At 62.8% G+C, this 21,682-nt stretch carries 18 protein-coding genes; 15 read left to right on the top strand and 3 right to left on the bottom strand.

Going from position 1 to position 21,682, the window contains the following annotated elements; genetic code table 11:
* Positions 1-33: 33 nt before the first annotated feature.
* From queF to ilvA, 3 genes are read right to left on the bottom strand one after another with little or no spacing between them, the layout of a single operon-like run.
* Positions 34-858, bottom strand: coding sequence for an NADPH-dependent 7-cyano-7-deazaguanine reductase QueF (gene queF / locus DSC91_RS27975; RefSeq protein WP_115781822.1), 825 nt, complete (start codon positions 856-858; stop codon positions 34-36).
* Positions 855-1,757, bottom strand: coding sequence for a 5'-nucleotidase (locus DSC91_RS27980; protein WP_115781823.1), 903 nt, complete (start codon positions 1,755-1,757; stop codon positions 855-857). Before DSC91_RS27980 ends, queF begins: the two co-directional genes overlap by 4 nt.
* Positions 1,758-1,780: 23 nt before the next feature.
* A complete protein-coding gene (gene ilvA / locus DSC91_RS27985; RefSeq protein ID WP_279636319.1) occupies positions 1,781-3,451 on the bottom strand; it encodes a threonine ammonia-lyase, biosynthetic in 1,671 nt (556 codons plus the stop codon).
* A 365-nt stretch (positions 3,452-3,816) separates the two neighbouring features.
* Between ilvA and DSC91_RS27995 the strand changes: the two genes are divergently transcribed.
* From DSC91_RS27995 to DSC91_RS28065, 15 genes are all read left to right on the top strand, one after another.
* The gene (locus DSC91_RS27995) at positions 3,817-7,911 is read left to right on the top strand and encodes a DUF3683 domain-containing protein (RefSeq protein WP_115781825.1); all 4,095 of its coding nucleotides are present in this window, start codon (positions 3,817-3,819) and stop codon (positions 7,909-7,911) included.
* Positions 7,912-7,945: 34 nt separating this feature from the next.
* Positions 7,946-8,374 carry an HIT family protein gene (locus DSC91_RS28000; RefSeq protein WP_115781826.1) on the top strand — a complete coding sequence of 143 codons (429 nt, stop codon included), beginning with the start codon at positions 7,946-7,948 and terminating at the stop codon, positions 8,372-8,374.
* Positions 8,375-8,482: 108 nt separating this feature from the next.
* Positions 8,483-8,896: a gamma-butyrobetaine hydroxylase family protein gene (locus DSC91_RS28005; protein ID WP_115781827.1), complete on the top strand. Its 414-nt coding sequence runs from the start codon at positions 8,483-8,485 to the stop codon at positions 8,894-8,896.
* 67 nt (positions 8,897-8,963) lie between these two features.
* Positions 8,964-9,695 (top strand): bifunctional demethylmenaquinone methyltransferase/2-methoxy-6-polyprenyl-1,4-benzoquinol methylase UbiE, encoded by a 732-nt coding sequence (gene ubiE / locus DSC91_RS28010; protein WP_115781828.1) that lies wholly within the window; start codon positions 8,964-8,966, stop codon positions 9,693-9,695.
* Positions 9,696-9,733: 38 nt separating this feature from the next.
* A complete protein-coding gene (locus tag DSC91_RS28015) occupies positions 9,734-10,726 on the top strand; it encodes a Tim44 domain-containing protein (RefSeq protein ID WP_115781829.1) in 993 nt (330 codons plus the stop codon).
* 150 nt (positions 10,727-10,876) lie between these two features.
* On the top strand, positions 10,877-11,521 hold the full coding sequence (locus DSC91_RS28020; protein WP_115781830.1) for a ubiquinone biosynthesis accessory factor UbiJ: 645 nt from the start codon (positions 10,877-10,879) through the stop codon (positions 11,519-11,521).
* Positions 11,522-11,536: 15 nt separating this feature from the next.
* Positions 11,537-13,114, top strand: coding sequence for a ubiquinone biosynthesis regulatory protein kinase UbiB (ubiB, locus tag DSC91_RS28025; RefSeq protein WP_115781831.1), 1,578 nt, complete (start codon positions 11,537-11,539; stop codon positions 13,112-13,114).
* Between the two features lie 23 nt (positions 13,115-13,137).
* The gene (locus tag DSC91_RS28030) at positions 13,138-13,761 is read left to right on the top strand and encodes a methyltransferase domain-containing protein (protein WP_115781832.1); all 624 of its coding nucleotides are present in this window, start codon (positions 13,138-13,140) and stop codon (positions 13,759-13,761) included.
* A 263-nt stretch (positions 13,762-14,024) separates the two neighbouring features.
* Positions 14,025-14,414: an FmdB family zinc ribbon protein gene (locus DSC91_RS28035; protein WP_115781833.1), complete on the top strand. Its 390-nt coding sequence runs from the start codon at positions 14,025-14,027 to the stop codon at positions 14,412-14,414.
* Positions 14,415-14,489: 75 nt separating this feature from the next.
* Positions 14,490-15,143, top strand: coding sequence for a DUF502 domain-containing protein (locus DSC91_RS28040; RefSeq protein WP_115781834.1), 654 nt, complete (start codon positions 14,490-14,492; stop codon positions 15,141-15,143).
* Between the two features lie 63 nt (positions 15,144-15,206).
* On the top strand, positions 15,207-17,006 hold the full coding sequence (gene aspS, locus DSC91_RS28045; RefSeq protein ID WP_115781835.1) for an aspartate--tRNA ligase: 1,800 nt from the start codon (positions 15,207-15,209) through the stop codon (positions 17,004-17,006).
* Between the two features lie 179 nt (positions 17,007-17,185).
* Complete coding sequence (nudB, locus tag DSC91_RS28050; protein WP_115783535.1) at positions 17,186-17,686, top strand: dihydroneopterin triphosphate diphosphatase; 501 nt, start codon at positions 17,186-17,188, stop codon at positions 17,684-17,686.
* Positions 17,683-18,942 carry a cardiolipin synthase ClsB gene (gene clsB, locus DSC91_RS28055; RefSeq protein ID WP_115781836.1) on the top strand — a complete coding sequence of 420 codons (1,260 nt, stop codon included), beginning with the start codon at positions 17,683-17,685 and terminating at the stop codon, positions 18,940-18,942. Before nudB ends, clsB begins: the two co-directional genes overlap by 4 nt.
* A gap of 226 nt (positions 18,943-19,168) precedes the next feature.
* Positions 19,169-19,768 carry a TetR/AcrR family transcriptional regulator gene (locus tag DSC91_RS28060; RefSeq protein WP_115781837.1) on the top strand — a complete coding sequence of 200 codons (600 nt, stop codon included), beginning with the start codon at positions 19,169-19,171 and terminating at the stop codon, positions 19,766-19,768.
* A gap of 100 nt (positions 19,769-19,868) precedes the next feature.
* Positions 19,869-21,656 carry an acyl-CoA dehydrogenase C-terminal domain-containing protein gene (locus tag DSC91_RS28065; protein WP_115781838.1) on the top strand — a complete coding sequence of 596 codons (1,788 nt, stop codon included), beginning with the start codon at positions 19,869-19,871 and terminating at the stop codon, positions 21,654-21,656.
* Positions 21,657-21,682 lie beyond the last annotated feature (26 nt).

Genomic DNA, 21,682 nt, shown 5'->3' on the forward strand with positions numbered 1-21,682 from the left:
TTTGATGCCTGCGGCGAAAAAACACGCTGCTATTTATTGACGCGCCAGCCGCATATTGTCCGGCATGGGCAAATTGTAGTTAGTGCGGAACGGATTGATATCCAATCCACCGCGCCGCGTGTACCGCGCATAAACCGCCAGCTTGACCGGCTTACAGGCCTTCATCACATCGATAAAAATCCTCTCGACACACTGCTCGTGAAACCCGGTGTGATTCCGATAGGAAATGATGTACCTCAGCAAGCCCGCATGATCGATCTGCGGCCCAACGTAATGAATCTGCACGCTGCCCCAGTCAGGCTGTCCGGTCACCGGACAATTCGACTTCAGCAAATTGGAGAACAACGTCTCCTCAACCGGCGCTTCGTCAAGCGCTGCCTTGAGCAACGAAGCATCCGGCTGATAGACATCGGCATCCAGATCGAGCCGATCCAGCGACAAACCCTCAAACTCTTCCATCTGCAGCTTGCCGAACTCGTGCGGCGCAGCCAGGTGAACAGACACCGTCGCGCCGCAAGAAGCGGAAACATCGCGCTTGATCGTGTCACGCACCATGTCCATCGACTCGAACGACGTCTGCGCAAATGAGCCCAGGTAAAGCTTGAACGACTTCGACTCGACGATATTCGGCGAATCGGCCGGCACGAAGAAAGTCGCCACCGCAATCTGCGGCTTGCCGCGCGCATTCAACCAGGAAAGCTCGTAGGCATTCCAGATGTCCGTGCCGAAAAACGGCAACTGCGCGCCAATCCCAATCGCTTCGCGGGCATTCTTCCGGGCAATCGGAAAGAGCAGCGAAGCGTCATAGTGTTCGGTGTAAGCGGAAGCCTTACCCAGCGGTGATTGTTCGGGTGTCATGATGCGTTCACGATGCCACTCAGCACGTGCCCCGTCGCCGTCACGACGCGGGCCGATTCGCAATGGCCAATTTGGTCGTCGAAGAAAAAGTCCGGCTCGAACTCGCGCAAAAACGCGCTCTTGTCGAGGCCGCCGAGGAACATCGCTTCGTCGATTTCGATGTTCCACGCCATTAATGTGCGGATTGCGCGCTCATGCGCCGGGGCCGAGCGGGCCGTCACCAAGGCCGTACGAATATGCATCGGTGCGGCTTCGTCCGCGAGTTTCTGCAGCCGGTGCAGTGCTTCGAGCAACGGCTTCAAAGGCCCATCCGCGAGCGGCAAATCCTTGTTGTGAATCTCGTGGCCGACGAACGCCCGCAGGCCATCTTTCTGAAACACGCGCTCGGCTTCGTCGGAAAACAGCACGGCGTCGCCGTCGAAGGCAATCCGGATCTCGTCCGGATACTTGCTCGCCATTTTCGCCGATTCGGGCAAGACGCGCGCGGCCGGAAATCCGGCGGCCAACGCGTCGCGCACGTCGTCCTGATTCGCGGACAAAAACAGCGAGGCGTTCAAGGGCTTCAGATAGCCGAATGGCGCGCGCCCACGCGTAAACACGCCACGCTCGATCGCCAGTCCGTACTCCCTGCACGAATGGAACGCGCGCAACCCGCTGATCGGATCGCTGCGCGACAGAATCACCACTTCGACTCGATGACCGCCGGCATTCAAGGCGAGCAGCTTGCGGATCAGCGGAAACGCGACACCCGGCTTGGCGGGCACGGCCAGCCGCTCGCGCTGCAACGCTTCATACGCCTGCAGGTTGCCTTTCTCGTACACGCAGTTCTCTTCCTCGAAGTCGAACAGCGCGCGCGACGAGATTGCCACCACCAGTTTGTCGACAAGCGAAAGAGCCATCTGCGCGTTTCAGTCCTGAGAGTTCAAGCGAGGAACAAGCGATAAACAGGGTTCTGCGTCTCTTCCCAGTACGGATACCCAAGCGTCGCGAGAAAGCGGTCGAACTCGCTGTTCTCGCTCTCCGGCACCTGGATGCCGACCAGAATCGAGCTGTAGTCCGCGCCCTGGTTGCGGTAGTGGAACAGGCTGATATTCCAGTTCGGCGCCATCGACGACAGAAACTTCATCAGCGCGCCCGGCCGCTCGGGAAACTCGAAACGGAACAGCCGTTCGTCGTGCGCCAGCGGCGAGCGGCCGCCGACCATGTAGCGGATGTGCTGCTTCGACAGTTCATCGAAGGTCAGATCGACGGTGGCAAAGCCGTGTGCTTCGAATGCGCCCGCGATCTGCGCCGATTCGCTGCGGTTGCGGATCTGCACGCCGACGAAGATATGCGCTGAATTCGCGTCCGCGATGCGGTAGTTGAACTCGGTGACGCTGCGCGTGCCGACCAGTTCGCAGAAGCGGCGGAAACTGCCGCGCTCTTCCGGAATCGTCACGGCGAACACCGCTTCACGCGCTTCCCCGACTTCGGCGCGCTCCGCCACGAAACGCATGCGGTCGAAGTTCATGTTCGCGCCGGACGTGATCGCAATCAGCGTCTGGTTCTCGATGCCTTCGCGCTCGGCATACTGTTTGGCGCCGGCCACGGCCAGCGCGCCCGCGGGTTCCAGCACGCTGCGGGTGTCCTGGAACACGTCCTTGATCGCGGCGCACAGCGCGTCGGTGTTCACGAGCAGCACGTCGTCGAGATATTCGCGGCACAGGCGGAAGGTTTCTTCGCCCACGAGCTTCACCGCGGTGCCATCCGAGAACAGCCCGACTTCGTTTAGCGTGACCCGTTCGCCTGCCTGTAAAGAAGCGGCCATCGCGCACGAGTCGTCGGTCTGTACGCCGATCACCCGGATCTCCGGGCGCACCGATTTCACGTACGCGGCCACGCCCGCGGCCAGCCCACCGCCGCCGATCGGCACGAAGATCGCGTGGATCGGGCCCTGGTGCTGGCTGAGAATTTCCATCGCGACCGTGCCCTGGCCGGCGATCACGTACGGATCGTCGAACGGGTGAACGAACGTCAGGCCGCGCTCTTCCTGCAGCTTCACTGCGTGCCCGTACGCGTCGCTATAGGACTCGCCGAACTGCACCACCTCGACCGTCGCTCCGCCATGCGCGCGCACGGCGTCGACCTTCACCTGCGGGGTCGTCACCGGCACCACGATGATCGCCTTCACGCCCATGCGGGCCGCCGACAGCGCCACACCCTGCGCATGATTGCCCGCCGACGCGGTGATCACACCCCGCTCCAGCGCATCCGCCGGAATATGCGCCATCTTGTTGTACGCGCCGCGCACCTTGAACGAGAACACCGGCTGGTTGTCCTCGCGCTTCAGATAAACCCGGTTGGAGAGCCGTGCCGACAGATTCGGCGCGCGTTCGAGTTCGGTCTCGCGGGCCACGTCGTAGACGCGCGCGGTCAGGGTTTTCTTCAGGTAGTCGTGGGAAGCCATGCGGGTGGCGCGGTGCGCGTTGTGAGACGGGAAAGGATCAATGATAGCGCCAACGGTGTGCACGCTGGACCTCGGTGAACCTTCGGCGTGCCCCGGGTGTCGCCCGCGAAGGCCCGCCCGACCGTTCGGTCGGAAAATTCTTCGCATGGACTGGCGGACGCTGTTCAAGCCGAAAACATCCAAAGTCCCGCCGCAGCCCCGATTTCAGGCGTCAACGCGCCGCTGGATCATGGGGTAGAATTCCATTTTGGAATAAGGATCGGAAGATGCACTGGCAGCCTCGGATCGCCCATTTGATGCCCGTCCCGCGTGAGTCTTGCCCCGCGGCGGAGCGTCACGTCCGTCACGCACGATCGTGTAGCTGTCTCTGAGCGCCGTGAAGCGACCGATGTGGGTAGGCCGTCGGTTGCGCTTCGCTCCCCAAGAAGATTTCCAGCATTGCGCTCCACGCGCACCGTCCGCCGACGCCTCACCCGTGAGCGCGCCTGGTTGACCCACCGAGTCGTCCGAACATGAACGCACCTCAAGTTTTCGATCCGCACGGCGCTGCCGTTGCGGTGGCCGCCGATCCCGAAGCGCGTCTGCGCGAAATTCCCTATAACTACACGTCGTTTTCCGATCGCGAAATCGTCATCCGTCTGCTCGGCGACGAAGCCTGGGCGGCGTTGGCCGAACTGCGCGCGGAACGCCGCACCGGCCGCTCGGCGCGGATGCTGTACGAAGTGCTCGGCGACATCTGGGTCGTGCGCCGCAATCCTTACCTGCAAGACGACCTGCTCGACAATCCGAAGCGCCGCGCGCTGCTGATCGAGGCGCTGCATCACCGTCTGAGCGAGATCGAGAAGCGCCGCCGCGCCGATCTGGTCGAGCATGGCGATGAAGCGGGCGTCGATCGGGCCGCTCGCGTGGAGACGCTGGTGGCGGCCGCGCGCCGCGCCGTCGACGATTTCGAGAGCGAATTCCAGAAGACCTTCGATCTGCGCCGTCGCGCGAACAAGGTGCTGGGCCGCGTCACGGAAAAGGACAACATCAAGTTCGACGGCTTGTCCCGCGTTTCGCACGTGACCGACGCGACCGACTGGCGCGTCGAGTACCCGTTCGTCGTGCTGACGCCGGATACCGAAGCCGAGATCGCCGGCATGATCAAGGCGTGTTTCGAGCTCGGTCTGACCGTGATTCCGCGCGGAGGCGGCACGGGCTATACGGGCGGCGCGGTGCCGCTCACGCCGTTCTCGGCCGTCATCAACACCGAAAAGCTCGAACAGCTGGGCGCCGTCGAGTTGACCGAACTGCCGGGCGTCGACCGCAAGGTGCCGACGATCTTCTCCGGCGCGGGCGTGGTGACGCGCCGCGTGACCGAAGCGGCGGAACAGGCCGGCTATGTGTTCGCAGTCGACCCGACCTCGCTGGACGCATCCTGTGTCGGCGGCAACGTCGCGATGAACGCGGGCGGCAAGAAGGCCGTGCTGTGGGGCACGGCGCTCGACAACCTCGCCTGGTGGCGGATGGTCGACCCGGAAGGGAACTGGCTCGAAGTCACGCGTCTGGATCACAACCTCGGCAAGATTCACGACATCGAAGTCGCGCGTTTCGAGCTGAAGTGGTTCGACGGCAGCCACGCGCCGGGCGAAAAGCTGCTGCGCACGGAAGCGCTCAACATCAAGGGCCGCGTGTTCCGTAAGGAAGGCCTCGGCAAGGACGTGACCGACAAATTCCTCGCCGGTCTGCCGGGCGTGCAGAAGGAAGGCTGCGACGGCCTGATCACGTCGGCGCGCTGGGTGCTGCACAAGATGCCGGCGCATACGCGCACGGTTTGCCTCGAATTCTTCGGTCAGGCCCGCGAAGCGATTCCGAGCATCGTCGAGATCAAAGACTATCTGTTCGAAACGTCGAAGCAGGGCGGCGCGATTCTCGCCGGCCTCGAGCATCTGGACGAACGCTATCTGCGCGCGGTCGGTTATGCCACCAAGTCCAAGCGCAACGCGTTTCCGAAGATGGTGCTGATCGGCGACATCGTCGGCGACGACGCGGACGCGGTGGCGCAAGCCACCTCGGAAGTCGTGCGCATGGCCAACGGCAAGAGCGGCGAGGGCTTCGTCGCGGTCAACGCCGAAGCGCGCAAGCGTTTCTGGCTCGACCGCAGCCGTACCGCCGCGATCGCCAAGCACACCAACGCGTTCAAGATCAACGAAGACGTGGTGATCCCGCTCGACCGCATGGGCGAGTACACCGACGGCATCGAACGCATCAATATCGAATTGTCGATCAAGAACAAGCTGCAACTGGTCGACGCGCTCGAAGCGTTCTTCAAGGGCGGCAAGCTGCCGCTCGGCAAGAGCGACGACGCCAACGAAATCCCGAGCGCGGAGTTGCTCGAAGATCGCGTGCAACAGGCGCTCGATCTGCTGAAGAAAGTGCGCGCGCGCTGGGAATTCCTGCGCGACAAGCTCGATCTGTCCTTGCGCGAGGCTCAGCACTATCTGGTCGGCCTCGGCTACGAAGCGCTGGCGGAGAAGTTTGCCGATCGCGTCGACGCGCAGCCGGATGCGACCGTGTTCCATATCACGCAGGACCGTACGGTGCGCGTGTCGTGGAAGGCGGAGATTCGGGCTGAGTTGCGTCAGATCTTCAACGGCGGCGAGTTCAAGCCAATCCTTGAAGAAGCTCAGGCAATCCACAAGCAGGTGCTGCGCGGTCGCGTGTTCGTCGCGCTGCACATGCACGCGGGCGACGGCAACGTCCACACGAACCTGCCGGTCAACTCCGACAACTACGAGATGCTGCAGGACGCCCACACGGCGGTTGCGCGCATCATGAAGCTGGCGCGTTCGCTCGACGGCGTGATTTCCGGCGAGCACGGCATCGGCATCACCAAGCTCGAGTTCCTGACCGACGACGAGATCGGTGAATTCCGCAAGTACAAGCAACGCGTCGATCCGCATGGCCGCTTCAACGCGGGCAAGCTGCTCGAAGGCGCCGACCTGCGCAACGCCTACACGCCGAGCTTCGGTCTGATGGGCTACGAATCGCTGATCATGCAGCAGTCCGACATCGGCGCAATTTCCGAGTCGATCAAGGACTGCTTGCGCTGCGGCAAGTGCAAGCCGGTGTGCGCGACCCACGTGCCGCGCGCGAACCTGCTGTACAGCCCGCGCAACAAGATTCTCGCCACCTCCTTGCTGGTCGAGGCGTTCCTGTACGAAGAGCAGACCCGCCGCGGCGTGTCGATCAAGCACTGGGACGAGTTCAACGACGTCGCCGATCACTGCACCGTCTGTCACAAATGCGTGACGCCGTGCCCGGTGAAGATCGACTTCGGCGATGTGACGATGAACATGCGCAACCTGCTGCGCAAGATGGGCAAGAAGAAGTTCAATCCGGGCAACGCGGCCGGCATGTTCTTCCTCAACGCGACCAATCCGCAGACCATCAACCTCGCGCGCACCGCGATGATGGGCATCGGTTACAAGGCGCAGCGCCTCGGCAACGACGTGCTGAAGAAGTTCGCGAAGAAGCAGACGGCGCACCCGCCGGCAACGGTCGGCAAGCCGCCGGTCACGCAGCAGGTGATCCACTTCATGAACAAGAAGATGCCGGGCAATCTGCCGAAGAAAACCGCGCGCGCGTTGCTCGATATCGAGGACAACAAGATTGTTCCGATCATCCGCAATCCGAAGACGACCACCGCCGATACGGAAGCGGTGTTCTACTTCCCGGGCTGCGGCTCGGAGCGGCTGTTCTCGCAAGTCGGTCTGGCCACGCAAGCCATGTTGTGGGAAGCGGGCGTGCAAACCGTGCTGCCACCGGGCTATCTGTGTTGCGGCTATCCGCAGCGCGGTTCAGGTCAGTTCGACAAGGCCGAGCAGATCGTCACGGATAACCGTGTGCTGTTCCACCGCGTCGCCAATACGCTGAACTACCTCGACATCAAGACCGTGGTGGTGTCGTGCGGCACGTGCTACGACCAGCTGGCCGGTTACGAATTCGAGAAGATCTTCCCGGGCTGCCGGATCATCGACATTCACGAGTTTCTGCTCGAGAAAGGCATCAAGCTCGAAGGCGTGAACGGCGTGCGCTACATGTACCACGACCCGTGCCACTCGCCGATCAAGACGATGGACCCGGTCAAGCTCGTCAATCAGCTGATGGGGTCCGAGAAGGACGGCTACAAGATCGAGAAGAACGATCGCTGCTGTGGCGAATCCGGCACACTCGCGGTGACGCGCCCGGACATTTCGACGCAAGTCCGTTTCCGCAAGGAAGAGGAAATGCGCAAGGGCGCCGCGAAGCTGCGTGGCATTCCCCTCGTAGCCGAGGCGGGTGCGAATGGGATCAATGCGGCGAATGCGTCGGCCGGCGCGGCGGGTGCGCCGAACGGCTCCGTGCTCAAGGCGGGCGACGGGCCGCAACCGAACGGCACCACCGACGTGAAGATCCTGACGAGCTGCCCGTCCTGCCTGCAAGGCCTGTCGCGCTACAACGAAGACGCGGGCACCGAGGCGGACTACATCGTCGTCGAGATGGCACGTCACGTGCTGGGTGAAGACTGGATGGCGGATTACGTCCAGCGGGCGAACAATGGCGGAATCGAGCGCGTGCTGGTTTAATGGCACGACTGACGATTTTTGCCTGAGGACGACGATGGACTGCGTTTTTTGCCGTGAAGATGGCGGTGATGTGCTGTGGCAGGACGACACCCTGCGTGTCGTCCTTGCCGACGAACACGACTACCCGGGCTTTTGCCGGGTGATCTGGAACGGGCATGTCGCTGAGTTTTCCGATCTCGCCGAGACCGACCGCGATCGCGTGATGCAGGCCGTGTACGCGGTCGAGCGGGCGATCCGGCGCATTCTTCAGCCGGTGAAGGTCAACCTGGCGAGCCTCGGTAACCAGGTGCCGCACGTGCATTGGCATGTGATTCCGCGTTTTTCGAACGACGCTCATTTCCCGCTGCCGATCTGGGCGCCGCGCCAACGCACGGTGTCCGAGGCCATGCTGTCGTCGCGCCGCGCGCAAGCCACCCTGCTGCGCGAAGCGGTGCGGCAAGAAATCGAACAGGCGTTTGGCTGAGCGCCCGGAACTGCCGCCTCGTGCGAGACCCTCAGCGGGCCATCCCCAAAGGGGCGTCCGCGGGGCCAAAGCCTTGCGGCGGCACGGCGTCTTCTTTATGAGGTCAACATGAGTGGACTGACTCCCGATACCCCGGTGCCGACGGGCGTGGTCGTGCATTCCAAATCCCGCGTGCTCGAATTGCAGTACGCAAACGGCGAAACGTATCGCCTGCCGTTCGAACTGCTGCGCGTGTATTCGCCGTCGGCGGAAGTGATGGGCCACGGGCCCGGCCAGGAGACGCTGCAAACCGGCAAGCGCGACGTCACGATCACGATGATCGAAGGCGTCGGCAACTATGCGGTGCAGCCGACTTTCTCCGACGGGCACGCCACCGGCATCTATTCGTGGGATCTGCTGTACGACATGGCCGTCCGCCAGGATGAACTCTGGCGCGACTATTTCGCCAAGCTGGAAGCAGCCAGCGTCGACCGCGATGCCCCCATGACGCCGGCCGGTGCTGCGCACGGGCATTGTCACTGATACGATTCGCCCTGATCGCCGCACTGATGCGGCGCAACATTTCAGAATACGCGAAAGGACGAGCGCGATGAGCAAAACCCACTTCGGCTTTCAATCGGTCGACGAACAGGAAAAAGCGCAGAAGGTGGCGGGCGTGTTCCACTCGGTCGCCTCCAACTACGACTTGATGAACGACCTGATGTCGGGCGGGTTGCACCGGGCGTGGAAGATGTTCACGATCGCCCAGGCGAATGTCCGGCCGGGCTTCAAGGTGCTCGATATCGCGGGCGGCACGGGCGATCTGTCGAAGGCATTCGCCAGACAGGCGGGCGACACCGGCGAGGTCTGGCACACCGACATTAACGAATCGATGCTGCGCGTGGGCCGCGACCGCCTGCTGGACAAGGGTGTGATTACGCCGGCGCTGCTTTGCGACGCTGAAAAGATCCCTTTTCCCGACAATTACTTCGACGTGGTGACGGTGGCTTTCGGCTTGCGCAACATGACGCACAAGGATGTCGCGCTAGCCGAGATGCGCCGCGTGCTGAAACCGGCAGGCCGTCTGCTGGTGCTGGAGTTCTCGAAGGTGTGGGATCCGCTTAAAAAGGTCTACGACGTCTATTCGTTCAAGGTGTTGCCGTGGCTCGGCGACCGCTTTGCGAAGGACGCCGAGAGCTACCGCTACCTGGCGGAATCGATCCGGATGCATCCGGACCAGGAAACTTTAAAAACAATGATGGAACAAGCTGGCCTGGACGGCGTCAAATATTACAATTTGTCAGCTGGCGTGGTAGCTTTACATGTGGGGACCAAATACTAGGGTTCCTAACCCATCGATTTTTAAAGGAAAGTACGAAAATGTCCGATTCAGGCGTGTTATCTCCCCGTAAGGTTAAGCGGTCGTTGGCGAGAAGAATCGGACTGATCGCGGTGGTCGGTCTGATCATGGCCGGCTCGCTCGCCTCGCTCGATGCGGAAGCCCGCCGCTTGGGCGGCAGCCGCAGCATTGGCCGCCAGTCGAACACGGTTCAGCAACAGTCGGCCCCGTCGCAACCTTCCCAAAGCAATCAGGCCATGCAGCAGCGCGCGCAGCCGGCACCGGCGCCCGCGCCGACGCCGGCCGCGGCGCCTAACCGCTCGCGCTGGCTCGGGCCGATCGCCGGTCTGGCGGCCGGCCTCGGTATTGCCGCGCTGTTGTCGCACTTCGGTCTGGGCGGCGCGTTCGCCGGCGCCATGGCCAACATCATCGTGATCGCGGTCATCGCGATGATCGGCATCTGGCTCATTCGCCGCTTCATGGGCCGCAAGCGCGATACGGCCCAACCGGCGTACGCCGGCGGCGCACCGTCGCTGAATGCGGGCGGCACCGGCTACACGCAGGAACCGCGTTACACCGCTCCGCCCACTGGCTCGTACCTTGAACCGCAAGGCAATCCGCTGACCACGCCCTCCATCAACGCCGCCCCGGCAGTGCCGGCCGGCTTCGATTCGGAAGCGTTCCTCCGCAACGCCAAGGTGTACTTCGTGCGCCTGCAAGCTGCGTGGGACGTCGGCAACATGGACGACATCCGCGAATTCACCACGCCGGAAATGTTTGCGGAAGTGAAGGTCGATCTGTCGTCGCGCGGTGCCGAGTCCAATCAGACGGACGTGGTGCAGCTGAACGCTGAGTTGCTGGGCGTTGAAGAACGTGCAACCGAATACTTCGCCAGCGTGCGCTTTTCCGGCTTGATCCGCGAATCGGCGGGTGCGGCGGCAGAGCCGTTCGTCGAGGTCTGGAACCTGACGAAGTCGAACCGCCCCGGCGAAGGCTGGCTGCTGGCCGGCATTCAGCAGGTGGCACAGCACTGAGGCGGCGGGACAGGGCCGGGGCAGTCCTGCTCGTCCTGACTTTGCACAAAGCATAGGCCGTTCGGCATAGCAGGCCGCGAAGCGAACGGACGTTACAATAGGAACCCGCGCGGGCACCTCGCCCGCGCGGGTTTTTTCTTGCCACTTTCAATGACCCTCGCCGCCAAGCCCTTCGCTGCTGCTGTCAATCATCTGCTCGCCCGCGAATCGTGGGCCCGCGAGCGCCTCGCACCGTACTCGGGCAAGACCGCCAGGCTATCCTGTCCGCCCGTCACGCTCATGCTGCTGGTGCAGCCGGACGGCTATCTGGGCGCGGTCGAGGAAACCGAGGCGCAACAGTTCGACGTGACCATCTCGGTGCCGTCCGATGCGCTGCCGGCCTTCGTGCAAGGCGGCCAGGCCGCCGTGATGAAGCACGTGAAGATCGACGGCGATGCCGAGTTTGCGACGGTGATCGCCAAACTCGCCGAGCATCTGCGCTGGGAGCCGGAAGAGGATCTGGCGAAGCTGATCGGCGACGGCCCGGCGTGGCGAGTCGCGTCGGTCGTGCGCACGGTCGGCGAACACGCGCGGCGTACCGGGCGCAATCTGCTCGATACGGCCGCGGAATATCTGCTCGACGAAAATCCGCAACTGGTGCGTCGCGCCGCGCTGGAAGACTTCAATGTCGAACTGGCCCGCGCCCGCGATGCTTTGGCGCGCGTGGAAAAGCGCATCGAGCGTCTTGAACAGAAGGTCGAAGCCCGCGGCGCCAATGCGCCGGGCGGCGCCGCCACGTCGCGCGGCACGCGCTAGTCATCGGGCACAACCATGCGTTTTCTGCGTTTCCTCAAGATTTTCTTCACGGTCATTCGATTCGGTCTCGATGAGATGATGCTCAGCCGCGTCAACGACCGGCGTGTGCGTCTGTTGCTGCGTATCACCACTATCGGCCGCAAGTTCGAGGCGCCGCCGGGCGTGCGCTTGCGGCTTGCGCTCGAAAGCCTTGGGCCGATCTTCGTCAAGTTCGGCCAGGTGCTGTCCACGCGGCGCGATCTGCTGCCGGTCGATATCGCCAATGAGTTGGCCAAGCTGCAGGATCAGGTGCCGCCGTTCGATTCGGCGGTAGCGATCGGGCTGGTCGAAAAGTCGCTTGGCGCGCCGGTCGACGTGCTGTTCGACGATTTCGAACGGGTGCCGGTGGCGAGCGCGTCGATCGCGCAGGTGCACTTCGCGACGGTGAAGGCGGGACAGCATGCCGGCAAGGCCGTCGCGGTGAAGGTGCTGCGCCCGAACATGCTGCCGGTGATCGACTCCGACCTCGCGCTGCTGCGCGACATCGCCGTCTGGGCCGAGCGCCTGTGGGCCGACGGCAAGCGCCTCAAGCCGCGCGAGGTGGTCGCCGAATTCGACAAGTATCTGCACGACGAGCTCGATCTGATGCGCGAAGCGGCCAACGGCAGCCAGTTGCGCCGCAACTTCGCCGGGCTCGATCTGCTGCTGGTGCCGGAAATGTACTGGGAGTTCTGCACGCCCACGGTGCTGGTGATGGAGCGCATGGTCGGCGTGCCGATCAGCCAGGTGGAGACGCTGCGCGCGGCGGGCGTCGATATTCCGAAGCTGGCGCGCGAGGGCGTCGAAATCTTTTTCACTCAGGTGTTCCGCGACGGTTTTTTCCACGCCGACATGCACCCGGGCAACATTCAGGTGAGCCTCGATCCGGCGCACTTCGGCCGCTATATCGCGCTCGACTTCGGCATCATCGGCGCGCTGTCGGACTTCGATAAGAATTACCTCGCGCAGAACTTCCTCGCGTTCTTCAAGCGTGACTACCACCGTGTCGCCACGCTGCATCTGGAGTCGGGCTGGGTGCCGCCCACGACGCGGGTCGAAGAGCTGGAAAGCGCGATTCGCGCGGTTTGCGAGCCCTATTTCGACCGCGCGTTGAAGGATATTTCGCTTGGCCAGGTGCTGATGCGCCTGTTTTCGACCTCGCGCCGCTTCAACGTGGAGATTCAGCCGCAACTGGTGCTGCTGCAAAAAACCATGCTGAACGTTGAAGGGCTCGGCCGCTCGCTCGATCCTGAACTGGATTTGTGGAAAACGGCCAAGCCCTATCTCGAACGCTGGATGAATGAGCAGATCGGCCTGCGTGGCTGGTACGAGCGGCTGAAGATCGAAGCGCCGCAGTGGAGCAAGACGCTCCCGCAGTTGCCGCGCCTGATTCACCATGTGCTGGCTCACCGCCATGACAATGCCCGCGGTACGAACGACGACATGATTCGGCAGATTCTGCTCGAACAGAAGCGCACCAATCGTCTGCTGCAAGGCTTGCTGATGTTCGGCGTGGCGGTCGGTGTCGGCGCGGTGCTGGCGCGGGCGTTTCTGGCGTTCGCTAACGGCGGGTGATCCCGAACCCTACGAGGCATCGCATGAGCGACCCGAACCAGCCGTCCGCACCGGACTTCGCGACGCGTGACCCCAACTCGCCAGAGTTTTGGGACGAGCGCTTCGAACATCACTTCACGCCGTGGGATCAGGCGGGCGTGCCGGCGGCGTTTCAGTCTTTCGCTATCCGGCATGGCGCCGCCGCCGTGCTCATTCCCGGCTGCGGCAGCGCCTACGAGGCGCTCTGGCTGGCCGAGCGGGGCAATCCGGTCCAGGCGATCGATTTTTCGCCGGCCGCCGTGGCGGCAGCGCGCGAGCAGTTGGGCGCGCAGCACGCGCAACGGGTCGAGCAGGCCGACTTCTTCACTTACGAACCGCCATTCACGCCGGGCTGGATCTACGAGCGCGCGTTCCTTTGCGCGCTGCCGACGGCGCGCCGTGCAGACTACGCGCAGCGGATGGCCGAGTTGTTGCCTGAGGGCGCACTGCTGGCGGGTTTCTATTTCATCGGCGCGACGCCGAAAGGGCCGCCGTTCGGCATCGAGCGAGCTGAACTCGACGCGTTGCTCAATCCGTACTTCGATCTGATCGAAGACGAAGCCGTGAGCGACTCGATTGCCGTCTTTGCCGGCCGCGAGCGCTGGATGACCTGGCGCCGTCGCGGTTGAGTGCGCCGCGCGGCCGTGGTCGATGGTGGCCGCGATGTTTGCTGGCCGATCGGGTTCGAGACGCAAGCTGCGAGCCGGAGGAATTAGCGTCGGCGTCCAGCCCCGGTGGCTCGGGCCGCACTTGATTCGATCGCGGCCGCCCCCATTTACGTGAACGGTGGCTGCGCCCGGCGTTTGTCCCCGAAATTCGCGGGTGTCTAGCCATATACGGCTATAATTCAAAGCTTTGCAAGCGTTTACAAGATTTCAGTAGGGAAAAGTTCATGCCGATCTACGCTTATCGTTGCGAGTCATGCGGCTTCGGGAAGGACGTGCTTCAGAAGATGAGCGACCCCCAGTTGACGCAGTGTCCCGAGTGCGGGAAAGACACATTCCGCAAGCAGGTGACTGCAGCCGGTTTCCAGTTGAAGGGCTCCGGCTGGTATGTAACCGATTTCCGCGGCGGTAACGGCGGCGCGGGCGCGCCGGCCAAGTCCGACGCGAATGGCGGCTCGAATGCGAATTCGGGGGAGAACGCCGCAACCGGGAATAACGGCGCAGCGAAATCCGACACGGCTTCGGCCAACGGCACGGCCGCCGCAACGCCTTCCGCCGCCGCAACGCCCGCCGCGCCCGCCGCATCGGCGAGTTCGAGCGGTTCCGGCAGCGCCTAGTGGGACAGCCGCCTTTCGGGGCGGCGCACACGCCGCGCGTCGGATATCGGCTCGCGCGGCTTTCTGGCGATACACATGACGACGAAAAAAACGACGCTCAAATCGGTGTTCCTGACTGGCCTGCTGGTGCTGGTGCCTCTGGCCATCACACTGTGGGTGCTCGGCCTGATCATCGGCACGATGGACCAGACGCTGTTGCTGCTGCCGACCTCATGGCAGCCGGAGCGCGTGCTGGGCTTCCGCTTGCCGGGGCTCGGCGCGGTGCTGACGCTGGCGTTCATCTTTGTCGTCGGGCTGTTGACGCAAAACTTCATCGGGCAGAAGCTCGTGAAGTGGTGGGAAGTCGTGGTTGCTCACATTCCGGTGGTCGGCCCGATCTACACCAGCGTGAAGCAGGTGTCGGACACCTTGTTGTCGAGCAGCGGCAATGCGTTTCGCAAGGCGCTCCTGATCGAGTACCCGCGCCGCGGTTCCTATACGATTGCGTTTCTGACCGGCATTCCGGGTGGCGACGTGGTCAACCACCTGAAAGAAGATTACGTCAGCGTATATGTGCCGACTACGCCGAACCCAACGTCCGGCTTCTTCCTGATGGTGCCCAAGAGCGAAGTGATCGAACTCGACATGACAGTCGACGCCGCGCTCAAGTACATCGTCTCGATGGGCGTCGTGGCGCCGTCCGCGCCTCCGGCGCTCGTGCGCCGCACGACAGTCGAGCCTCCGCTGTAATGCCGGCGCGCAGCGTTTATCGCCGCGCGCCGTCCAACCAATGCAAAACGAAAGACAAACATCATGTCGATGAGATCTGAATACTGCGGTCTGGTGACCGAAGAACTGCTGGGCCAACCCGTCTCGCTGTGCGGTTGGGTAAGCCGCCGCCGCGACCATGGTGGCGTCATCTTCATCGACTTGCGCGACCGCGAAGGCCTCGTTCAGGTCGTCTGCGATCCGGATCGCGCGGAGATGTTCAAGACGGCCGAAGGCGTCCGCAACGAATTCTGCCTGCAGATCAAGGGCGTGGTTCGCGCCCGCCCGGAAGGCACGACGAACGCCTCGCTGAAGAGCGGCAAGATCGAAGTGCTGTGCCACGAGCTGATCGTGCTGAACGCGTCGATCACGCCGCCGTTCCAGCTCGACGACGACAACCTGTCCGAAACCACGCGCCTGACGCATCGTGTGCTCGACCTGCGCCGTCCGCAGATGCAGCACAACCTGCGTCTGCGTTACCGCGTCGCGATCGAAGTGCGCAAGTATCTGGACTCGCTGGGCTTCATCGACATCGAAACGCCGATGCTCACCAAGAGCACGCCGGAAGGCGCGCGCGACTACCTGGTGCCGTCACGCACCAACCCGGGCCAGTTCTTCGCGCTGCCGCAATCGCCGCAACTGTTCAAGCAGTTGCTGATGGTCGCCAACTTCGATCGCTACTATCAGATCGTCAAGTGCTTCCGCGACGAAGACCTGCGCGCCGACCGTCAGCCGGAATTCACGCAGATCGACTGTGAAACCTCGTTCCTGTCGGAACAGGAAATCCGCGATCTGTTCGAAGCGATGATCCGTCACGTGTTCAAGGAAACGATCGGCGTCGAACTGGCCGAAAAATTCCCGGTCATGGAATATTCGGAAGCGATGCGCCGCTTCGGTTCGGACAAGCCGGACCTGCGCGTGAAGCTCGAATTCACCGACCTGACGGACGCGGTCAAAGACGTCGACTTCAAGGTGTTCAGCACGCCGGCCAACACGAAAGACGGTCGCGTCGCGGCGATTCGCGTGCCGAAGGGCGGCGAGCTCACGCGTGGCGACATCGACAGCTATACGGAATTCGTGCGCATCTATGGCGCGAAGGGCCTCGCGTGGATCAAGGTCAACGAGGTGGCGAAGGGCCGTGACGGTCTGCAAAGCCCGATCGTCAAGAACCTGCACGACGAAGCGGTCAAGGCGATCATCGAGCGCACCGGCGCGCAAGACGGCGACATTATTTTCTTCGCGGCGGATCGTGCGAAGGTGGTGAACGACAGCCTGGGCGCGCTGCGTCTGAAAATCGGCCATTCGGAATTCGGCAAGGCCAACGGTCTGGTCGAATCCGGCTGGAAGCCGCTGTGGGTGATCGACTTCCCGATGTTCGAATACGACGAGGAAGACAACCGCTACGTCGCCGCACATCACCCGTTCACGAGCCCGAAAGACGAGCACCTCGAGTATCTGGAAACGGATCCGGCGCGCTGCCTCGCCAAGGCCTACGACATGGTGCTGAACGGCTGGGAAATCGGCGGCGGCTCGGTGCGTATCCACCGTGAAGAAGTGCAGAGCAAGGTGTTCCGTGCGCTGAAGATCGGCGCGGAAGAAGCACAAGCCAAGTTCGGCTTCCTGCTCGACGCGCTGCAGTACGGCGCGCCGCCGCACGGCGGTATCGCATTCGGTCTGGACCGCATCATCACGATGATGGCCGGCGCCGATTCGATCCGCGACGTAATCGCGTTCCCGAAGACGCAACGCGCGCAGTGTCTGCTCACGCAGGCGCCGAGCGAAGTGGACGAGCGCCAGCTGCGCGAGTTGCACATCCGTCTGCGTCAGCCGGAACCGAAGGTCTAAGCCGGGCGAACGCCGGCTGGCTGAAAACCGGCAGCCGGCGTTACGCAGAGAAGCAAACGAAAAAGGCGCGCGTGCGCCTTTTTCGTTTTTTGCGTTACAGTCGCAGCAACCGGTCTCGACCGCTTATTCGACCACTCGCCGACATGTACCGCGCAAGCGTTGCGCCCAGTTTTTACGCCATGCCGAAACCGCCGAAGATCCCGCAATCCGTACTTGTCGTCATCCATACGCCCGCGCTCGACGTGCTGTTGATCCGGCGTGCCGATCACGCGGATTTCTGGCAATCGGTGACCGGCTCGAAAGACCGGCTCGACGAACCGCTTGCCGAAACCGCGGCGCGTGAAGTGGCGGAAGAAACCGGCATCATGATCGGCGGCAGGCTGGTGCCGCCTAGCGCGCTGTTCGACTGGCGGTACTCGATCGAATACGAGATTTACCCCCAGTTCCGGCATCGCTACGCCGAGGGCGTGATCCACAACACCGAGCATTGGTTCAGCCTGGAAGTGCCCGAGCAGCTCGAGGTGACGCTCGCGCCGCGCGAGCACACCGCGTTTCTGTGGCTGCCCTATGAAGAGGCGGCCTCGCGCTGCTTTTCGTCGTCGAATGCCGACGCGATCCTGCAATTGCCGAAACGGCTCGCCGGGCGCCTGAATGGCCGGCCCGAGGAGCGTGCCCGGTGAGCGTCGGCGGCGCGCGCCGTTTCGCGCGACTCCGGCAAGCGCTGCTCGGTCGCCGCTATTGGCAGCGCTACCGCTTCACCAGCGGCAACGAGGTCAAGCTGTTGCGTTCCGGCGACGAGTACTTCGCCGCGCTGATCGAACGCATCGACGCGGCGCAGAGCGACGTGGTTCTCGAAACCTATATCTTCTGTGACGACAGCGCGGGTCGGGCTGTCAGCACGGCCTTGCTGCGTGCAGCCTCGCGCGGCGTGAAGGTGCGGGTGATTACCGACGGCATCGGCACCGAGCGCCTGCCGATGTTCAACGAATGGCTGCTCGCCGGCGTCGACCATCGTATCTACAACCCGCATCTGTTCGGGCGTTTCGGCTTCTCGCGCACGCACCGCAAGATCGCGGTGGTGGACGATCAGTTCGGCTACTGCGGCGGCATCAACGTCGTCGACGACTACGAGAACAACGGCGAGAAGCTGCCTTACCGGCGCTGGGATTTCGCGGCGGAGCTGCACGGGCCGGTGGTCGCCGATATCCGCCAGGCGTTCGAGGTGCAGTGGCGGCGCATTCGCCTTGGGCATCGGCCACTGGATTCGCTTGGGCCCGATCTCGGGCCGAAGACCATGGCGTCGCTCGGCACCCTGCGCCGCCGGCGCCGCAACCGCAATGAGACGTTGTGGGCCGGCGGTCAGCCATGCGTGGCTTTCGTCGCACGCGACAACCTGATCAACCGGCGCGCCATCGAAAAGGCTTACCTGACCGCGATCGGCCAGGCCCGCAGCGAGGTGCTGCTGGCTAACCCGTACTTCATGCCGGGCCGCAAGCTGCGGCGCGCGCTGGTGTTCGCGGCGCGGCGCGGCGTCGACGTGAAGCTCATCATCGGGCGCAAGGAGTTCAAGGCGCTCGATTACGCGGTGCCGTTCCTGTATCGCGCGCTGCTCAAAGCCGGCGTGCAGATCGCCGAGTACGAGAAAACCATGCTGCATGGCAAGGTCGCGGTGGTGGATTCGAACTGGGGGACGGTCGGGTCGTCGAACCTCGACGCATTGAGTCTGATGCTCAATAACGAAGCCAATGTGGTGCTGGTGAACGACCCGTCGATCGGCGCGCTGCGCGAAGCGATCCTCACCGCCTTCAAGGATTCGCGCCGGATCGACGAAGCCCGCTACGAGGCCCGCCCCGCGGGCGAGCGCGCGCTCAACTGGTTTGCCTACACGACCTATCGGGCCTTGATGAAGCTATTGACGGTGGGTGGCTACGACTAGCGCTTCCCCCTCTCTCACATAAGCGCAAGGGCGCGGTGTCAATGAATGGAAACAGGAGAAGGCAAACGCCTCTAAAAAATCTCCTTCCTCTGATTGACGGATGCCGCAGAATTGAAGCCAGGTTAGAAACCGGTTTCTAATAAAGTCCTTGTTTCGCGGACGGCGGCACTCAATAATAGTACGGCCGTTCGATTTTCTTTCGGTCACATTAGAACGGTAAAAAGCTATGCGAAAAGGCGAACAAACACGAGCCGCGATTCTCGAAGCAGCACTCGATCTGGCAAGCCGCGACGGACTGGAAGGTCTGACGATTGGGTTGCTGGCCGAGCGCATGCAGATGAGCAAAAGCGGTGTGTTCGCGCATTTCGGGTCGCGCGAGGACTTGCAGGTCGAGGTCGTACGCGAATACCACCGTCGTTTCGAAGACGAGGTGTTTTTCCCGAGTTTGCGTGAGCCTCGTGGATTGCCACGCTTGCGCGCGATGATTTCCCGCTGGATCGAGAAACGCATCCAGGAAGTCACCACGGGGTGCATCTACATCAGCGGCGCCGTCGAGTACGACGACCGCGGGGACAACCCGGTGCGTGAGCAACTGGTGTCGAGCGTGACGATGTGGCGTGCGGCGCTCACGCGGGCAATTTCGCAGGCGATGGAAGAAGGGCATCTGCGCGCGGATACCGATCCGCAGCTGATGCTGTTCGAACTGTACAGCTTCACGCTCGGCCTGCATCACGACGCGCGCTTCCTGCACTTGCCGGACGCAGTGCGTCTTACGTGGGCCGCGTTGGAAAAATTGATTGTTTCGTATCAGAGCGAAAGCCGTTAGCAGAACCGCCGAACTTCAAGCAGATTCAGCGGCGCTGAAAGATCCGATCCACGGACTCAGCTAACAGCCTGGCTCCTTGTCAAACTTGGGAGAGAGAGTCATGGGACAGTACGCCGCGCCGCTGCGCGACATGCAATTCGTGTTGCACGAGCTGCTTAACGTCGAAGCCGAGATCAAGCAGATGCCGAAGCACGCGGATCTCGATGCGGACACGATCAATGCCGTGCTCGAAGAGGCCGGCAAGTTCTGCTCCGAAGTGCTGTTCCCGCTCAATCACAGCGGCGACCAGGAAGGCTGCACGTACGTCGGCGACGGCGTCGTGACCACGCCGAAGGGCTTCAAGGAAGCCTATAAGCAATATGTGGAAGCCGGCTGGCCGGCACTCGGCTGCGATCCGGACTACGGCGGCCAGGGCCTGCCCGCGTTCGTGAACAACGCGCTGTATGAAATGCTGAATTCGGCGAACCAGGCGTGGACCATGTACCCGGGTCTGTCGCACGGCGCGTACGAATGTCTGCATGCGCACGGCACGCCGGAGCTGCAGCAACGTTATCTGCCGAAGCTGGTCGCGGGCGTCTGGACCGGCACGATGTGTCTGACCGAACCGCATTGCGGCACCGACCTCGGCATCCTGCGCACCAAGGCAGAACCGAACAGCGACGGCTCGTACGCGATCAGCGGCACGAAGATTTTCATCTCCAGCGGCGAACACGATCTCGCCGAGAACATCGTTCACCTGGTGCTTGCGCGTCTGCCGGATGCGCCGAAGGGCACCAAGGGTATTTCGCTCTTCATCGTGCCGAAATTCATCCCGAACGAAGCGGGCGAACCGGGCGAGCGCAACGGCGTGAAGTGCGGCTCCATCGAGCACAAGATGGGCATTCACGGCAACGCAACCTGCGTGATCAATCTCGACAACGCGAAGGGCTGGCTGGTCGGCGAGCCGAACAAGGGCTTGAATGCGATGTTCGTGATGATGAACGCCGCGCGCCTGGGTGTCGGCATGCAGAGCCTGGGCCTGACCGAAATCGGCTATCAGAACTCGCTGGTGTACGCGAAAGAGCGTCTGCAAATGCGCTCGCTGACCGGTCCGAAGGCGCCGGAAAAAGCCGCTGACCCGATCATCGTGCATCCGGATGTGCGCCGCATGCTGCTCACGCAAAAAGCCTATGCCGAAGGAGCGCGCGCGTTCTCGTACTGGTCCGCGCTGCACATCGACAAGGAACTGTCGCACGCCGACGAATCGGTGCGCAAGGAAGCGGCGGATCTGGTCGCGCTGCTCACGCCGATCCTGAAGGCATTCCTTTCGGACAACGCGTTCGAAAGCACCAACCACGCCATGCAGATCTACGGCGGCCACGGCTTCATCGCCGAGTGGGGCATGGAGCAATACGTGCGCGACGCGCGGATCAACATGATCTACGAAGGCACCAACGCGATTCAGGCGCTCGACCTGCTCGGCCGCAAGATTCTTGGCGACATGGGCGCGAAGATGAAGAAGTTCGGCAAGCTGGTGTCGGACTTCGTCGAAGCCGAAGGCGTGAAGCCGGAAATGCAGGAGTTCATCAACCCGCTCGCCGACATCGGTGACAAGGTGCAGAAGCTGACGATGGAAATCGGCATGAAGGCGATGCAGAACCCGGACGAAGTCGGCGCTGCCGCCGTGCCGTATCTGCGCACCGTCGGCCATCTGGTGTTCTCGTACTTCTGGGCGCGCATGGCACGTATCGCGCTGGACAACGAAGCATCGGGCGATCCGTTCTACAAGGCCAAGCTCGCGACTGCACGCTTCTACTTCGCGAAGCTGCTGCCGGAAACGGCCATGACGATTCGCCAGGCACGCGCCGGTTCGAAATCGATGATGGACGTCGAAGAGTCGCTGTTCTAAGGCACGCACTTCTCGGCAAGCGCCAC

It is taken from the genome of Paraburkholderia caffeinilytica (assembly GCF_003368325.1).
GTDB lineage: Bacteria > Pseudomonadota > Gammaproteobacteria > Burkholderiales > Burkholderiaceae > Paraburkholderia > Paraburkholderia caffeinilytica.

What these genes read in the sequence shown, in the direction of transcription:
- queF (WP_115781822.1), bottom strand. Translation starts at nt 858, where the DNA reads ATGACACCCGAACAATCACCGCTGGGTAAGGCTTCCGCTTACACCGAA.
- DSC91_RS27980 (WP_115781823.1), bottom strand. Translation starts at nt 1,757, where the DNA reads ATGGCTCTTTCGCTTGTCGACAAACTGGTGGTGGCAATCTCGTCGCGC.
- ilvA (WP_279636319.1), bottom strand. Translation starts at nt 3,451, where the DNA reads ATGCGAAGAATTTTCCGACCGAACGGTCGGGCGGGCCTTCGCGGGCGA.
- DSC91_RS27995 (WP_115781825.1), top strand. Translation starts at nt 3,817, where the DNA reads ATGAACGCACCTCAAGTTTTCGATCCGCACGGCGCTGCCGTTGCGGTG.
- DSC91_RS28000 (WP_115781826.1), top strand. Translation starts at nt 7,946, where the DNA reads ATGGACTGCGTTTTTTGCCGTGAAGATGGCGGTGATGTGCTGTGGCAG.
- DSC91_RS28005 (WP_115781827.1), top strand. Translation starts at nt 8,483, where the DNA reads ATGAGTGGACTGACTCCCGATACCCCGGTGCCGACGGGCGTGGTCGTG.
- ubiE (WP_115781828.1), top strand. Translation starts at nt 8,964, where the DNA reads ATGAGCAAAACCCACTTCGGCTTTCAATCGGTCGACGAACAGGAAAAA.
- DSC91_RS28015 (WP_115781829.1), top strand. Translation starts at nt 9,734, where the DNA reads ATGTCCGATTCAGGCGTGTTATCTCCCCGTAAGGTTAAGCGGTCGTTG.
- DSC91_RS28020 (WP_115781830.1), top strand. Translation starts at nt 10,877, where the DNA reads ATGACCCTCGCCGCCAAGCCCTTCGCTGCTGCTGTCAATCATCTGCTC.
- ubiB (WP_115781831.1), top strand. Translation starts at nt 11,537, where the DNA reads ATGCGTTTTCTGCGTTTCCTCAAGATTTTCTTCACGGTCATTCGATTC.
- DSC91_RS28030 (WP_115781832.1), top strand. Translation starts at nt 13,138, where the DNA reads ATGAGCGACCCGAACCAGCCGTCCGCACCGGACTTCGCGACGCGTGAC.
- DSC91_RS28035 (WP_115781833.1), top strand. Translation starts at nt 14,025, where the DNA reads ATGCCGATCTACGCTTATCGTTGCGAGTCATGCGGCTTCGGGAAGGAC.
- DSC91_RS28040 (WP_115781834.1), top strand. Translation starts at nt 14,490, where the DNA reads ATGACGACGAAAAAAACGACGCTCAAATCGGTGTTCCTGACTGGCCTG.
- aspS (WP_115781835.1), top strand. Translation starts at nt 15,207, where the DNA reads ATGTCGATGAGATCTGAATACTGCGGTCTGGTGACCGAAGAACTGCTG.
- nudB (WP_115783535.1), top strand. Translation starts at nt 17,186, where the DNA reads ATGCCGAAACCGCCGAAGATCCCGCAATCCGTACTTGTCGTCATCCAT.
- DSC91_RS28060 (WP_115781837.1), top strand. Translation starts at nt 19,169, where the DNA reads ATGCGAAAAGGCGAACAAACACGAGCCGCGATTCTCGAAGCAGCACTC.
- DSC91_RS28065 (WP_115781838.1), top strand. Translation starts at nt 19,869, where the DNA reads ATGGGACAGTACGCCGCGCCGCTGCGCGACATGCAATTCGTGTTGCAC.